The organism is Campylobacter sp. IFREMER_LSEM_CL2127 (assembly GCF_025771745.1).
Classification (GTDB): domain Bacteria; phylum Campylobacterota; class Campylobacteria; order Campylobacterales; family Campylobacteraceae; genus Campylobacter_D.
In genome coordinates, this window is record NZ_JAKMQV010000001.1 from 196166 (window position 1) to 211331 (window position 15166).

Annotated in this window: 19 protein-coding genes; 7 read left to right on the plus strand and 12 right to left on the minus strand. The window is 28.4% G+C overall.

The features are described from left to right. Positions 1-5: 5 nt before the first annotated feature. Positions 6-515 (minus strand): nucleotide exchange factor GrpE, encoded by a 510-nt coding sequence (gene grpE / locus L8V77_RS01000; RefSeq protein WP_263682148.1) that lies wholly within the window; start codon positions 513-515, stop codon positions 6-8. Further along, positions 512-1294: an HrcA family transcriptional regulator gene (locus L8V77_RS01005; protein WP_263678687.1), complete on the minus strand. Its 783-nt coding sequence runs from the start codon at positions 1292-1294 to the stop codon at positions 512-514. The genes grpE and L8V77_RS01005 overlap by 4 nt, the downstream gene beginning before the upstream one ends. A 240-nt stretch (positions 1295-1534) precedes the next feature. On the opposite strand from L8V77_RS01005, the gene L8V77_RS01010 reads away from it, so the two are divergent. Then, positions 1535-1666, plus strand: coding sequence for a hypothetical protein (locus tag L8V77_RS01010; protein WP_256374638.1), 132 nt, complete (start codon positions 1535-1537; stop codon positions 1664-1666). Here the strand turns inward: L8V77_RS01010 and L8V77_RS01015 are convergent. The 5 genes from L8V77_RS01015 to L8V77_RS01035 are packed head-to-tail and all read right to left on the minus strand — an operon-like array spanning position 1655 to position 6119. Further along, positions 1655-2284: a hypothetical protein gene (locus tag L8V77_RS01015; RefSeq protein ID WP_263706284.1), complete on the minus strand. Its 630-nt coding sequence runs from the start codon at positions 2282-2284 to the stop codon at positions 1655-1657. The two genes, L8V77_RS01010 and L8V77_RS01015, sit on opposite strands and share 12 nt — an antisense overlap. Beyond that, the gene (locus L8V77_RS01020; protein ID WP_263692475.1) at positions 2281-2517 is read right to left on the minus strand and encodes a hypothetical protein; all 237 of its coding nucleotides are present in this window, start codon (positions 2515-2517) and stop codon (positions 2281-2283) included. Before L8V77_RS01020 ends, L8V77_RS01015 begins: the two co-directional genes overlap by 4 nt. Continuing rightward, positions 2501-3553, minus strand: a complete 1053-nt coding sequence (locus L8V77_RS01025) for a DHH family phosphoesterase (RefSeq protein ID WP_263706288.1) — start codon at positions 3551-3553, stop codon at positions 2501-2503. The genes L8V77_RS01020 and L8V77_RS01025 overlap by 17 nt, the downstream gene beginning before the upstream one ends. A gap of 9 nt (positions 3554-3562) precedes the next feature. Beyond that, positions 3563-5722, minus strand: coding sequence for a flagellar biosynthesis protein FlhA (gene flhA, locus L8V77_RS01030; protein WP_263678690.1), 2160 nt, complete (start codon positions 5720-5722; stop codon positions 3563-3565). Next, positions 5715-6119, minus strand: a complete 405-nt coding sequence (locus tag L8V77_RS01035) for an Rrf2 family transcriptional regulator (protein ID WP_263663184.1) — start codon at positions 6117-6119, stop codon at positions 5715-5717. The genes flhA and L8V77_RS01035 overlap by 8 nt, the downstream gene beginning before the upstream one ends. A gap of 175 nt (positions 6120-6294) precedes the next feature. Between L8V77_RS01035 and rpsO the strand changes: the two genes are divergently transcribed. After that, the gene (gene rpsO, locus L8V77_RS01040) at positions 6295-6567 is read left to right on the plus strand and encodes a 30S ribosomal protein S15 (protein WP_263706291.1); all 273 of its coding nucleotides are present in this window, start codon (positions 6295-6297) and stop codon (positions 6565-6567) included. Between the two features lie 188 nt (positions 6568-6755). Here the strand turns inward: rpsO and L8V77_RS01045 are convergent, their stop codons facing one another. Genes L8V77_RS01045 through ilvC form a run of 5 tightly spaced genes read right to left on the minus strand, consistent with a single transcriptional unit; the run spans position 6756 to position 10864 of the window. After that, on the minus strand, positions 6756-7649 hold the full coding sequence (locus L8V77_RS01045) for an RsmB/NOP family class I SAM-dependent RNA methyltransferase (RefSeq protein ID WP_263706293.1): 894 nt from the start codon (positions 7647-7649) through the stop codon (positions 6756-6758). After that, positions 7636-8022 carry a Holliday junction resolvase RuvX gene (gene ruvX, locus L8V77_RS01050; protein ID WP_263706295.1) on the minus strand — a complete coding sequence of 129 codons (387 nt, stop codon included), beginning with the start codon at positions 8020-8022 and terminating at the stop codon, positions 7636-7638. Before ruvX ends, L8V77_RS01045 begins: the two co-directional genes overlap by 14 nt. Next, positions 8019-8786, minus strand: coding sequence for a DNA-protecting protein DprA (locus tag L8V77_RS01055; protein WP_263678695.1), 768 nt, complete (start codon positions 8784-8786; stop codon positions 8019-8021). Before L8V77_RS01055 ends, ruvX begins: the two co-directional genes overlap by 4 nt. Further along, the gene (locus L8V77_RS01060) at positions 8773-9831 is read right to left on the minus strand and encodes a divergent polysaccharide deacetylase family protein (protein ID WP_412175126.1); all 1059 of its coding nucleotides are present in this window, start codon (positions 9829-9831) and stop codon (positions 8773-8775) included. The genes L8V77_RS01055 and L8V77_RS01060 overlap by 14 nt, the downstream gene beginning before the upstream one ends. A 10-nt stretch (positions 9832-9841) precedes the next feature. Continuing rightward, complete coding sequence (gene ilvC, locus L8V77_RS01065) at positions 9842-10864, minus strand: ketol-acid reductoisomerase (RefSeq protein WP_263678698.1); 1023 nt, start codon at positions 10862-10864, stop codon at positions 9842-9844. 107 nt (positions 10865-10971) lie between these two features. Between ilvC and L8V77_RS01070 the strand changes: the two genes are divergently transcribed. From L8V77_RS01070 to rpsR, 5 genes are all read left to right on the plus strand, one after another. Continuing rightward, entirely contained in the window at positions 10972-12912 is a 1941-nt protein-coding gene (locus tag L8V77_RS01070; RefSeq protein ID WP_263706299.1) for a VacB/RNase II family 3'-5' exoribonuclease, read from the plus strand. Next, positions 12905-13870: a DNA polymerase III subunit delta gene (gene holA, locus L8V77_RS01075; protein ID WP_263706301.1), complete on the plus strand. Its 966-nt coding sequence runs from the start codon at positions 12905-12907 to the stop codon at positions 13868-13870. The genes L8V77_RS01070 and holA overlap by 8 nt, the downstream gene beginning before the upstream one ends. A 91-nt stretch (positions 13871-13961) precedes the next feature. Next, positions 13962-14336, plus strand: a complete 375-nt coding sequence (rpsF, locus tag L8V77_RS01080) for a 30S ribosomal protein S6 (protein WP_012661658.1) — start codon at positions 13962-13964, stop codon at positions 14334-14336. 3 nt (positions 14337-14339) lie between these two features. Next, positions 14340-14867: a single-stranded DNA-binding protein gene (locus L8V77_RS01085; RefSeq protein ID WP_263706303.1), complete on the plus strand. Its 528-nt coding sequence runs from the start codon at positions 14340-14342 to the stop codon at positions 14865-14867. Between the two features lie 10 nt (positions 14868-14877). Beyond that, positions 14878-15138 (plus strand): 30S ribosomal protein S18, encoded by a 261-nt coding sequence (gene rpsR, locus L8V77_RS01090; protein ID WP_039618521.1) that lies wholly within the window; start codon positions 14878-14880, stop codon positions 15136-15138. Positions 15139-15166: the final 28 nt, after the last annotated feature.

Here is a 15166-nt window from a genome sequence, read left to right on the forward strand (position 1 = left end):
AAATTTTATTTTGCAACACTAACTTTTGCTGATCTAATTACTCTATCATTCATCATATAGCCCTTTTGTAAAAGTTGGACAATATGATTGCTTTCATGATCAGCGCTTTCAACATGAAACATCGCTTCATGTAAATTTGGATCAAACTCACCATTTGCTTCTATTGCTTTAACCATATGTTTTTCAAGTTTTTTCAAAAGCAAGTCTAAAGTGTTTTGAACCCCTTCTTTTATTTTCAAACTTAATTCATCATTAGCTTCTACATTAATAGCCGCCTCTAATGCATCAACTACATCAAGCAAATCTTTAGCAAAACTTTCATTTGCATAAATTGTTGCTGCAATTTTTTCTTTTTCCATTCTTTTTTTGATATTTTCAAATTCAGCATTTGCTCTTAAATAAGTATCTTTTAACTCATTATACTCTGCTTGAAGTTTTTCTAATTCATTGTTTTGATTTTCTGAATTTTCCACTGCTTCTTCTTGCATTTGCTCATTTTGCTTTTCTTCGCTCACGCAGCCTCCTTTATAATATTTAACATTGTTTTAAAATCAGAATACACACTACCAGCAAAAACCACATTAGATTCTTTGCCTAAAAATGTACTCTTAAGCTTTAATCCCATAAAACCCTCTTCAAATAAAGGATCAAATTGCAATTTATCGTTAAAATAAAATCCAATTTGAGGAGATAAAAGCTTAGCAAATTCATCATTTTGATAAATTTGATAAGCTTTACTCTCATTATATCTATAATAAACCATAGCATCTTTTAACATAGCAATTTTTTCTAACAACTCTTTAAACTCAACTCTAAAAGCTAAATTTTCAATACTTTTTAGATCAAGCCCTATAAGTCTTTGTAAGAAAATTAAACTATCTTGACTAAATCTTAAAACCAACTCATTTTGTCCAAAATCAAGTATGATAAATTTATCATTAACCTTAGTAATATCTTGTAAAATAAGCTCATCACCACCATAAACTAAGGTATAAATTTCAAACTTATCAAGTAAAAACTCCAACAATGCAAGATCGTTAATCACAATCTCATCTTCGCAAAGTTGTTCATACCAATAAGCCTTCATAGCAGTAAAAGTTGGTATGCGACCACTGCTAATGTGAAGTTGTGTTAATACACCCTCATCACTTAATTTTTTAAAATAAACTCTTATAGTAGAAGCAGGTATGCTAACTTTATGATTTAACTCATTAGAACCCACAGGATTATTACCATCTAAATAGGTCTCAATGATGGTTTTTAAAATTAAATCTTTTTTACTATAAGACTTCACTATAAAACCTTAAATTTTTTATTTTAGCACTCAATGTTTTTAAGTGACAAGATAATTATACAACTTTAGTATAATAATGTCAAGTTATTTTTAAATAAAAATATTTAAAATTATTTAGTCTATATAACTAAAGTTTATTTAGCTATTTATATATAATATATAAAAATTTATTTTTCAGTTTTTTTAAAAGAAAAGATAATATAATTGCATCTAGCAATATTTTTTAAAAGGTTTATAACAATGAAAAATCTTACTTTAAGAGAAAAGCAAGATCTAGAAGCTTATGTGTTTTCTAATATAGAAAGAAAAAAAATGGCTTTAAGTAGAATTTTAAAATTATATTATTTAAGATTTTTTAGATTAGTTTTTTAATTTATATTTTTTCATACCCTCTTTTGTGAAAGATAAGTCCTTAAAATCAGGAGATGAGATTAACTCCATACAAGTTTTATCTAAATTTTCCATTCCGCTTATTTGCATACTAGCTTGCAAATTTTCATCTAAATATAAATCAAAAACTACACAAGCTTGATCATTAACCTTGTAAAGAATTTTTCCACCTTTTTTCTCATCTAGTTTATACGCTTGTAATTTATCATTTTTACTCATTTTTTTAATTTCATTTGCAAAAGATTGATGTAAGGTATAATAAATCATAAAATCACGCATTATGTTTTTAATATCAGCAATTTCTTTTCTTAGTTTTGATAAATCTTTAGTGTATAAGCTTATAAATTGCGTATTTAAGTACTCATTTAGACTTTTTTCGTTTAAATTTTCACATAATGGATAAATTTTAACCACAAAAGCCTTATCTTTAGCAAGTACTATATCCACACAAGCTTGTTTATTTTGTTTGTATTCTAAAAATAAAGCTTGACTTGAGCTTAAATTTAGCGTGTTTTGTTTATTGTAAGCAAAATCACTTAAATCTTCATAGATATTTGCATAAGAAAAAATTCCCGCAAAAAGCAATAATAAAATTTTCATTCAAATAAATCTTTATGATGATTTTTTAAGTACTCTACTACTTCTAAGATCTCATCAACTCCTTCTTTTTGAGTATTTTGACAAACCTCATCAATACAATCAATATAAAGTCCAATTGCTTTTTCTAATTTTACTCTTTTTACCCCAGCAAACAAAAGCATTGCCTCTAAAACTATACTTAATTCATATTGTAAATTTTCTATTTCTTCTTTAAAATCATGATTTGTTTTCATTATTTTCCTTTAATTCTTTGCTTTTAATTAAATCTACAAATTGTGCTTTTATAAAATCATAGTTAGAGCTATCTTTATACGCAGCGAACAATCCACCGCTAGCATTTTTATGCCCTCCTCCATTGACCAAACTCTTAGCCATCAAACTCACATCGATTTTATTATTTGCTCTAAAACTTAAGGTTTTTCTTGAACTAAGATCAACGAAAAAATCAAAATCAGGATTTTGCATTAAAAAATCATTTCCAATTACGGAAGTATTGCCTATATTTGAAGTTAATAAACCTTTACTTCCTTTATAAAATACACTAAATTTTTCTTTATTTACACTTAGTTTTTCTACTACGAATTTAGAAATTAAATTACTTAAAGTATCATCATTTTCTTTTTTGAAAAAAGATTTTTTTAAGCCATGCAAATCATCATCTAAATTAATATGAGCATTTTTTTGATGAATGTATTTTCTACAAACATCAAAAAGATAAAAAAGATATTTGATATTTTCTTGTGCAAACATTACTCTATTGATTTCTTTTGCTCCAGAAACCATACCAAGCAGTACTTTTCCAAGTTCAAAATTCTCATCTTCACTCAACCAAATATCTACTGCATTTACCACATCTACAAATTCTGACAAAGCCTTATTTTCGCCATAACATTTACTAAAAAAATCATAAACAATCTTAGTAGCACATCTTTTATCATCTAAAAAATACCAAGGATATTTTTGCATACATTCTAAGCCACTTTGATGATGATCTAAAAGTAACAGTTTGATTTTTTTGCCTTCTATAGCTTTTTGAAAATCTTCACATTGACTTAAAGTTAAATTTAAATCCGTGATTAAAATCACAAATTCTTCATTAGGATTTTGTTTTAAATCTTCCTCTATATTTTTAAAAATCACATTAAAATTTTCATTAATCTCTTTACCATAATTAGAATTATAAAAATAACAATTCTTAAAATAAAAATCTAGCACATACTGACAAGCATAGCCGTCTAAATCTGTATGTGAAAGATGATAAATTTTCATATTTTTCCTTTATAAATTATCAACTTTTATGATACCTTCTGTTTCAAATTTGGTATTTTCTGCAATCTCAGCAAAACTCAAAACCGTAATATTAATACCAAAATTAGAACAAATATCAGCAATAAATTTTCTAAGTTGCGGCTCAACACAAAGCAAGAAAGGTTTAATTCTTGTATTTGCTACACTTGCAAGTTCAGCTTTTAAAGCTTCTACTAAAGCGCCAGTTTGAGCTACATTTATCATTAAATGATACGAACCATCTTTAAACTGCACATGCTCCATTAATTTTGCAGCCGCAGCTGCATCAAAAATATAAAAGCTAATTTGCCCTTTTTCATCCACATATAAATTTGTAATTGCTCTTGCTAAAGAAGCTCTTACATGCTCAATAATCATATCCAAACTCTTACTTACTTCAGCTATATCACTAATTGATTCTAAAATTGTAAGCATATCTTTAATAGGAATATGCTCTTTAAGTAAAGCTTTTAAAACTTTTTGAATCAAACCTATACTAGCAACTCTTAAACAATCATCTACTACGATAGGATAATCATTTTTGATTTTATCTAATAAATTTTGAACCTCTTGTTTAGTTAAAAGTTCTGAAGCATTGGCTTTTATAAGCTCGCTCATATGGGTTGAAATCACACTTGCTGGATCAATTACAATATAACCATTTAGCGTTGCCTCATCTTTTAAAGATGATTCTATCCATAAAGCATCAGAATTAAAAGCAGGTTCTTTAGTAGCTATACCTTCGATAGGTTCAGTTATAAAACCACTATCCATAGCCAGATATTTATCTGGATAAATTTCAGCACTAGCTATACCCACACCTTTGAGCTTGAAAGTATATTCATTAGGCTTTAATTGTAAATTATCTCTAATTCTAATTTTTGGCATTAAAAAACCTAAACTTTGAGCTATATTGCGTCTTGTTGATCTAATACGCTCTGTTAATTCACTTTCTGCTAATTTAATAAGTCCATAACCTAATTCTAATTCTAAAATTTCTAATTTTAAAATATCTGTGATTTTGTTTTCTTCTTCTTTTAAAATTTCTTCCTCGCTGCGTTTTTGAGGTTTAGCTTGCTCTTGCTCATCAGCTTCTTGAGATTTTTTAGCCGAAATTGTATTGATTTGAATTTTACCTTCTTGCACTTGTTTTATCATATAACCAAGACCCAAAAACACCAAAGCCATAAAACCCAAAGAAAAATGCGGTAAACCAGGTACTAAAGCAAAAATAAATAAAACAAAACCTACAATTAATAGTGTTTTGTATTCTCCTAAAAGCTGATTAATAGAACCTTCAGCAAAATTATCCTCATCTTTACTAGCACGCGTAATGATAATTGCAGTTGCTGTTGAAGTGATAAGCCCAGGAATTTGAGAAACAAGTCCATCACCTATTGTTAATATAGTATAAGTTGAAGCACATTCTCCAAGCTCCATATCATGCTGAAAATAACCTATCATAAACCCGCCAATTAAATTTACAATGGTGATAATAATCCCAGCAACAGCGTCCCCTTTTATAAATTTAGAAGAACCATCCATTGCTCCATAAAAATTTGCTTCGGCTATAATTTCTTGGCGTCTTGCGCGTGCAGTTTTTTCATCAATCAAACCTGCATTTAAATCCGCATCAATAGCCATTTGTTTACCTGGCATTGCATCAAGGGTAAATCTTGCTTGAACCTCAGAAACTCTTGTACTACCTTTGGTTACAACCATAAAATTAATCAAAACCAAAATACAAAAAACAACCATACCTATAACATAATTGCCACCAACAACAAATTCACCAAAACTTGCCACTATATCACTAACAGCTGCTGGACCTTGATGACCCTCACTCAAAATCATACGCGTTGTAGCAATATTAAGTGAAAGCCTAAAAAGTGTGATGATCAAAATCAACGTTGGAAAAGTTGTTAAATCCGTAGGCTTTGGTATATACAAAGAAATTAAAATAATTAAAACTGAAATGGCAATACTTAAAGCAAGAAAAAAGTCTAAAACTATACTTGGTAAAGGCACTATAATAATTGCTAAAATTGCAATAATTACGGCTACTATAGTTAAACTTTTTGCCTTTAAAATAGGCGCAACAAGTGGAGCAACCCAAGGCAACACTAAGCTAAAAATATCTCTTTTAGCCATTATTTTGAATAATATCCTCTAAGGTAATAGAAACTAAAAAATCATCGATTTTATTTTGAAGTTTCACTAAAACTGGCATAATTTTGCAATTATCCTCTTTTTGAGAAGGACAAATTCCATTACTACATTCAAAAACATTAATAGATTTTTTCTCTACGCTATTGATAATTTCTTTTAAAGTGTATTCACTTGGCTGCTTAATAAGCGCAAAACCACCCTTAGCTCCCTTGTAAGACTTCAAAAGTGCATCTTTAGCAAGAGCTTGTAAAATTTTTGCTAAAAAACTTTTAGGTATATCTAAGACATTTGACATAGTATCTACATCTTGTGGTTCTTGGGATTTTGCTATATGAATTAAAGATAATAAAGCATATTCGCTAGCTTTGGTAAATAACATTTGTTCCTTTCAAGTTATAAATAAAATATATTATTGGTTATTAATAAAAATTTTTATTATATCAAAAATAAGTATCGATAAATATTAAATTTCATATTTTTTAAATTTCAGCATTCTTTTTGGTTTTTTAGTTATAATTACACTTTTTATTTTAATACCGCTCAGGAGGTCTATTATGGCTTTAGATTCGGCTAAAAAAGCAGAAATAGTTGCAAAATTTGCTAGAAAAGAAGGAGATACAGGTTCTCCAGAAGTTCAAATCGCACTTTTAAGCGCAAGAATTTTAGATTTAACAGAACATTTAAAAATCTACAAAAAAGATTTTTCTTCTCGCTTAGGTCTTTTAAAGCTTGTTGGTCAAAGAAAAAGACTTTTATCTTATCTAAAAAGAAAAGATTATCAAGCTTATTCTAAATTAATTAGCGAATTAAACTTAAGAGATAAATAAGCTTCGTGCTTATTTATCTTTATATATTTTTTATTACGTTTATTTACTACTACTTTAATTTAAGTTTTCAAAATTTCATCGTTTTATTCACAAGAGTTTCACAGTGTGAATTTACCTTCTAAGCACCTAAAAATAGCACTTTAAGTTTTAAACTAAAAAACATTTTTCACATTTAATTTTATTGATTTTTAATATTTTTTCACTTTTGCTATAAAAAACCCATCTGCATAGTCATCTGGTAAAACTCTTTTAGCAAATGATAAATCAAATTTATCACTCTTTGCACATATAAAATCAACATTAACCAAATTAAAATCAAGCAATTCTAATTTAAAATTTTCATTTCTTAATGCATTTTCTAAAACTGCTTCATTTTCTTCTCTTAAAAATGTACAAGTGCTATACACTAATTCTCCGCCATGTTTTAAAGCTAATAATGCTGAATGCAAAAGCTTTTTTTGCAAATTTGCAATTTGCTTAATTTCTTTTGTGTTTTTTTGGATTTCAAAACCCATTTTTGCAAAAGTTGAGCAAGGTGCATCAAGTAAAATTTTATCAAATTTCAAAGGACAAGCCTTGCCTATAATGCGTGCGTCTTTTAAGAAACATTTTGCAATTTTAACTTGATAATTTTCCATAGTTTTTTTTAAGGTAAAAAAACGTGTTTTAGATAATTCACAACTTGCTAAATAACCCTCATTTTGCATAAAATTAGCTAAATTTAGACTTTTTCCACCAGGAGCCGCACACATATCTAGCACACTCTCACCAGCTTTAACACCCAAAGTTTTAGCGCATAAATACGAAGAATAATTTTGTATATAAAACTTACCCTCATTAAAAGCTTTCAGTGAACTTAATTTGCTTTTGAAAATACTTGGAATTTTATAACAATTCAGATCAATTTTTTCAAATTCTATATTTTCATTATTTAAAATTTCTTCTAATTCATCATTATCAACAAGCAAGGAATTTCTAAAAATATTGACATATTTTTCTTGATTAAAACTTTGAAGGATTTGTTCTTTTTGCTCTTTTGTATAAATTTCATCTAAAGTTGTATTTAAATCAAGTAAGGCCATAAAAATCCTTTAAAAACAAATACGCAGCTAAAGAATCAAGTTTGCCATCTTTTTTCTTTAAATTCACCATACCAAGTTCTTGTGCATTTTTAGAACTAAAACTCTCATCGACAAAAAAAACTTCTTTGCCAAAATCAAGTAAAGATATGAAATGTTCCACCCTTTTTCGCATTTCATCTTCACTAGATCCACCTAAAGGAATTCCTACTACTAAAGTATTTACATCATACTCTTTGATGTACTTTTTTACCTCATTTGCTGCTTGATTGCGATTTTTTCTAATAATAGCTTCAAGTGGCATAGCTATGCTTTTATTAATACACAGTGCAACACCAATACGCTTTAAGCCTATATCTAATGCTAAAGTTTTCATAAGCAAGATCTTATTTTCACTCCAGATATTTCTACTAAACCCTCAAGTTCATACTCATAAACTCTATCGCCAAATTTTTTCAAAACTTTTTCTAAATCGTCTTCATGTTTTAAAAAACTTAACAAATCATCTTCACTTTGCTCATAATGAAGCTCTCCAAACATTTTTGCAAATTCATCAAAATCATGAATTAAATTTGCCTTTTTTGTAGCTAAAAGCAAATTTGTTCCTTCGCTTTCATTTTTCCTATGAGGTAATACATATATAGGTTTATTCATACCTAAAGCAAGTCTTGCACTTTGCATAGAACCACTTTTTAAATCAGCTTGAGCTATTATAACAACCTCGCTTAAAGCAATAATAAGTCTATTTCTTAATAAAAAATCATAGGGTTTTGCCTTGTAATTTCCTTCATTTTCACTTAAAGCCAAAGCATTTTCATAAATATTTAAAATTTCATTTGTGTTTGCTTTTGGATAAATCTCATCAAGCCCATTAGCAAATATAGCTATGGTTTGAGGGTAAGCTATTTTAGCTGCTTGGATATCAACCCCCAAAGCCCCGCCACTTACCACACAAACCTTAGCTTTTTTTAACAAAGTCACCAATTCAACAAGACAATTTTTGGTATAAACACTCATTTTTCTAGAACCTATAACAGCTACTTTTCTAGCATTTAAAAGCTCTAAATTACCTTTATAATAAATCTTTGAAGGTGGATTTAAAAGATTTTTAAAATCTTCAATATTCTCAATAAATTTCATTTAAATATACAAGTTCAACTGAATTTAACAAATCTTTACTTTGCACCAAAGCTTTAAAAGTCTTTTCTCTTGGATGACCAATAGCTATAGCAAAACCTTTATTTCTTGCCTCTTCTACTGCTTGTTTGAGTTGATTTTTAATATATGCTATATCATCTTCATTATCCAAAAAAACATCTCTAGCTATATAAGGTTGTTCAAAATGACTTACTAAATTTTTAGCTTTAGAATTTCCTATGGTTCTTGAATCTACAAAAATAAAATCATTTTGTTTAAAGGCGCTAAATAATTTTTCCATAGCCTGCTTATTTGCAGTAAATAAACTTCCTGTATGGTTGTTAATAAATTTTACTTTTGGAAATTGTTCTTTTACAAAAGCTACACGCTTGCTTATTTTTTGCATATCATCGCTAGGGTGTAAAGTATTTAATTCTGCCTTGTCATATTTTATAGCAGCAAGAGGCAAATGCACCATAAAAAAGTCAAAATCCTTTGCAAACTCAGCTGTATAAGGATGGCGTTTATCAGGTGGAAAAAAAGATGGGATTAATTTTAAATTTGTTTTTTTAAGCATATCTACATGAGTGTGACTTGCCATATCATCTATAATAATTGCTAGACGAGGTTTGGTATTTTTTTGTACTAGAATTTGAGTTTTATTATCCTCGTTTTTATCTGATATATTTTGCTCTTTGTTGTTTAATTCTTTGCTTGTATTTTGATCTATTACTTCTAAAATTACAGTTTGATTATCCTCTTTAGTTTGATTTAACTCTGTATTTGCAGGGTTTAAATTTAAAATTTCACTAATATTTTTATCTAAAAATTCTAATTTTTCATTTTCTAAAGTCAAATTTATATCATTAAAACTAAAATTATTTTCTTGCTCTATTGTAGGTGACAATGGTTCTTTTTGAATTATGGTTTGATTGAAATCTAAAACTTTATTTTCTTCTTTTTTTAAAAACAAAGCTCCAAATGCAAAAAGAAAAATTCCAAACACAACCAAGCAAAGTGCTAAAAGCACTTTGTGTTTTTTATTTATAGTTTTCAAGTTAGTTTTTATCTTTATCAACTAATTTTTTAGCACTAATCCAAGGCATCATAGCACGAAGTTCGCGTCCTGTTTTTTCTATCAAAGAATCATTCATTAATTTACGCTCTGCGTGCATTCTTGCAAAATTTGCTCTTCTTTCTAAGATAAAATCTTTAGCAAAACTTCCATTTTGTATGTCTTTTAAAACACCTTTCATAGCCTCTTTAGTTTCTTTGGTAATAATCTTAGGTCCTGTGATATAATCTCCATATTCAGCAGTATTAGAAACAGAATATCTCATATCAGCAATACCACCTTGATAAATCAAATCCACAATTAATTTCATTTCATGTAAGCATTCAAAATACGCCATTTCAGGCTCATACCCTGCTTCAACTAAGGTTTCAAAACCAGCTTGGATTAAAGCACTAAGTCCTCCACAAAGTACTGCTTGCTCACCAAATAAATCTGTTTCAGTTTCAGCTTTAAAAGTTGTTTCTATAATACCTGTTCTACCACCGCCTATAGCACTAGCATAACTTAAAGCTAAATTTTTAGCATTTTTACTCTCATCTTGGTGGATAGCAATTAAACAAGGAGTACCCCCACCTATACTAAATTCATGCCTTACAGTATGACCTGGAGCTTTAGGAGCTATCATAATCACATCTATACCTTTTGGAGCAACAATTTGTCCATAATGGATATTAAATCCATGTGCAAATGCTAAAGTTTTACCTGCTTTTAACTCAGGTTTAATTTCCTCATTAAAAATTTCACTTTGAATTTCATCAGGAGCTAAAATCATAATCAAATCTGCTTCTTTAGTAGCTTCTTTTACACTTTTTACTATAAAATTTGCTTTTTGAGCTTTTGCCCAACTTTGCCCACCCTCTTTTAAGCCTATGATAACATCTACACCACTATCTCTTAAATTCATAGCATGAGCATGACCTTGAGAGCCAAAACCTATAATAGCTACTTTTTTTGATTTTATTAAATTAATATCGCAATCTTTATCATAATAAATTGATACAGCCATTATGCACTCCTAAAATTAAAATTAAAGCAAAGATTATAACTAAAAAATATAAATTTAATCCTTTTATGATAAAATTTAAGTTTTGAAAAATTACTATAAAGAGTCTTATGAAAGAATTATTTAATCAACTAAGTTATGGTCTAAATGCTAATGAAATTACCAATAAAAATAAGCAAATCATTAGAGAATTATTAACTTGTGATATCATTAAATTTTATAAAAACAAATACTATTTAAAAGATGGCTTTACTTTTGGTAAAATTGATATTTCTGTTAATGGAACGGGATTTTTAGAAAGTTTTGATCCTGCTTTTAAGCGTGATTTGCTCATAGAAAATAAAAATTTAAAAGGAGCAAATTATGCTGATATAGTTGTGGCAAAATTACTCCCTCTTAAAAAAAAGCGACCAAGTGCTAAAGTTATTTTAATACTTAAAAGAGCCCACGAAACTTCTTTGGTTATGACTAAAAAATACGGCGAAGCAGTTCTTGGAGTAAATATTCAAACAGGACTTACATGTGCTTTAAAAGCCTCTCAAAAATCCTTAAAAGCTCTGCCTTTAGGAACTATTTTAAAAATAGAAAATCATGATAACAATATCACTGAAGTGATAGGGTATATTGATGATGATTTTGTGGATGAAAAAATTTCCTTAGCACTTTTTAATAAAAATGCAATTTTTGATAATTTATGTGAAAATGAAGCAAAAGCTTATGGAGATAAAGTTGATGCAAGTATGTATCCATCAAGAAAAGATCTTAGAAATTTAAATTTTTGCACCATTGATCCAATTGATGCAAAAGATTTTGATGATGCAATTTATTATGATGAAAATGAGCATGCTATTTATGTAGCCATAGCTGATGTAAGTGCTTATGTGCATGCTTATAGCGCCATTGATAAAGAAGCAAAATCAAGAGGCTTTTCGATTTATTTTCCTCATATTGCCATACCTATGTTGCCAAGAGCTTTGAGTGAAAATATTTGCTCACTAAAACCTAATGAAGATAGGTTAGTATTTTGTTTTAAAATAAGCTTAGATCAAAACAATGAAGTGGTTAAAGAAGAGCTTTTCGAGGCTATTATTAACTCAAAACGCCGTTTTAATTACGATGAAGTTGATGAGTATTTACAAACGCAAGAAGATTTAGGTGCAATTAATTGGCTTTATGAGGTTTTCAAAATCACTCAAAATTTACGAAAAAAACGATTAAAAAATGCTTGTGAGTTTAAAACCCAAGAGCTAAGAATGACTTTAGATGAAAATAATAAACTCATAAAAACACACCTTGAAAACGACACAGCCTCGCATAATTTAATCGAAGATTGTATGCTTTTAGCTAATAAAGCTGCAGCAAAACTCATTGATATAGGAGTTTTTAGAAACCACTTAAGTCCTGATTATAAAAAAATAGATCAATTACTAGCTGATCTTTCAACGCTTAGTATAGATATTAATCCTAAAAATAATGTCATAGAATTATTTAAAGACATTCAAGTCTTAGCAAATGAGCTAAATATAAGAGAAGAAGTAGATAAGCTCATCATCAAAGCACAAAAAAAGGCAGAATATTCTAGTGAAAATGCTGGACATTTTGGCTTAGGTTTTGATAAATATACCCATTTTACAAGTCCTATTAGAAGGTATTCTGATCTTATTTTACATAGACTTTTAAAAGCCAAAATCAACAATGATGAAAAAATGTTTAATTATTTACTTTTAAATATACAAAGCACTTGTGAGGAATTAAGCTTACTAGAAAGAGAGGCGGATAAAGTTGCTTGGCATTTCATGGATAGAAAATTTGCAAGATGGGCAAAAGAAAATATAGGAAAAAGATTTAAGGCTTTAGTGGTAGAAAATCAAAGTTCATTACAAGTAAAATTAAATGATGAAATTAAAGGAGCTTTGATTACCATCATAGGTTCAAGGGCAAATTTATTAGAAAATGTAGAAGTAGAAATCACTGAAGTAGATATTGTTAGTGCTAAAATTTTTGGCAAAATTACCAAGCATTTTAGTTTAGAAAGAAACCAAAATGTATAAAAATCAACTCCAAAGCTTACTTAATGGTAATAGTTTTCCCAATTATTTCTTGCTTTATGGAGCGGATAATTTCCAAATAGAACTTTATGCTAAATTTATTAAAGACAAATACTCTTTTGATGAGAGTTTAAGATTTTATTTTGAAGAATATGATTTTAAGCAAGCTTATGATTATTTATCTAGCGCTTCCTTATTTAGTGAGAGAAAATTGCTAGAAATCAAAACTCAAAAGAAAATCTCAAGTAAAGAACTCAAGCAACTTTTACAGCTTTGTCAAAATTCGCAAGATAATTATTTTTTACTTGAAATTTATGATGAAAGCTCCAAACAAAGTGAAGCGGAGAAAATTTTTGCTAATAATTTTTGTAGATTTTATAAAGTAAATTCAGCTAAAGAAGGTATGGAGTTACTAGCTTTAAAAGCTAAGGAATTAAATATCAATATCACTCAAAATGCCCTTTATGCTCTTTTTTATAATTTTAATGAGAATTTATATTTAGCAGCTAATGAGTTAAATAAATTTAGCGGTTTAAATATCGATGAAAAAATTATTCAAGAGCATTGTTATAGCTTAAGTACTATTAGCTTTGAAAGTTTTTTTGATAAATTAATGCAAAAACAAGATTTAAGAAACGAACTTGAAAATATTTTAGAAAATTATAATGAAATAGCACTGATTAACGCCTTATATGCAAATTTTTATAGACTTTTTAAAATTGCTTTACATGTTAAAATTTATGGAAATTTAGACTTAAAAGAAATTTTAGGCTATGCCCCACCTATTTCTGTGGCACAAAATCTTCAAAAACAAGCTCTTGTGATCAAAATATCACAATATAAACATATCTTTTTAACACTTTGTAATTGCGAATATGAATTAAAAAAGAATTCTAAAATAGAAAAAAAAGAGTTTTTAATCGCAACACTTTTACAACTTAGCTCCATATTAAAAAGTTAAATTAAGAAAACTTATGGTAAAATAAAATTTGCATTTTATGCAAAATCCTTGCCTAAAAATTTTAGGCTTTATATCCATAAGGAGAAATTAAATGAGACATTATGAAGTTTTATTCATATTAAAACCGACACTTACAGAAGAAGAAGTAAGTGCTAAGTTGGAATTCGTAAAAGAAGTCCTTACAAAAAATGGCGCAGAAATTGAAAGCGTAGTTCCAATGGGAACAAGAAAACTTGCGTATAAAATCAAAAAATACGAAAGAGGAACTTATTTTGTGATTTATTTCAAAGCTCCTACAAATTTAATAGCAGAGCTTGAAAGGGTATTAAGAATCACTGAAGAAGTAATTAGATTTTTAATCGTAAAATATGAAAATAAAAAAGAAATTGCAGCTTGGGAAAAACTAAGCAAAGGTATCAAACAAAATAAAAAAGAAATCAAAGCTAGTGAAAGTACAGAAGGCTAATTAATGTTTAATAAAGTCGTTTTAGTAGGTAATCTTACAAGGGATATAGAGATGCGTTATGCTCCATCAGGTAGCGCGATAGGCTCTTCTGCTATAGCTGTAACAAGAAGATTTAGTACAAATACAGGAGAAAAAAGAGAAGAAACCTGCTTTATCGACATTAGTTTTTTTGGTAGAACAGCAGAGATTGCTAATCAATACCTTAACAAAGGTAGTAAAGTTTTAATTGAAGGTCGTTTGAGATTTGAGCAATGGAGCGATCAAAATGGACAAAATAGATCAAAACACAGCATTCAAGTTGAGAATTTAGAAATGCTAGGTTCAACTGTACAAAATAACCAACAAAACAATTTTGACAATCAAAATTATGGCTATAATCAAAATTTTAACCAACAACAAAGTTTTGACCCTTATGCTCAAGTACAAACTAGAATAAACCCATCTAATACTTATCAAAATCCTCAAAAGGAAGCTCCTATGAAGGAAATTGATATTGATAAATATGATGATGATACAGAATTACCATTTTAAAGGAAAAAACATGGCAGAAAAAAGAAAATATTCACGTAAATATTGCAAATATACAGAAGCTAAAGTTGATTTTATAGACTATAAAGATACAGCATTGCTAAAACATGCTTTATCAGAAAGATTTAAAATCATGCCACGCCGTTTAACAGGTACTAGCAAAAAACACCAAGAAATGGTTGAAGTTGCTATTAAACGTGCAAGACATGTAGCACTTATCCCTTATATCGTAGATAGAAAAGAAGTTGTTACTAATCCTTTTGAAGGACTATAATTATTAAATCAATCCCAAGCTTAAAAGC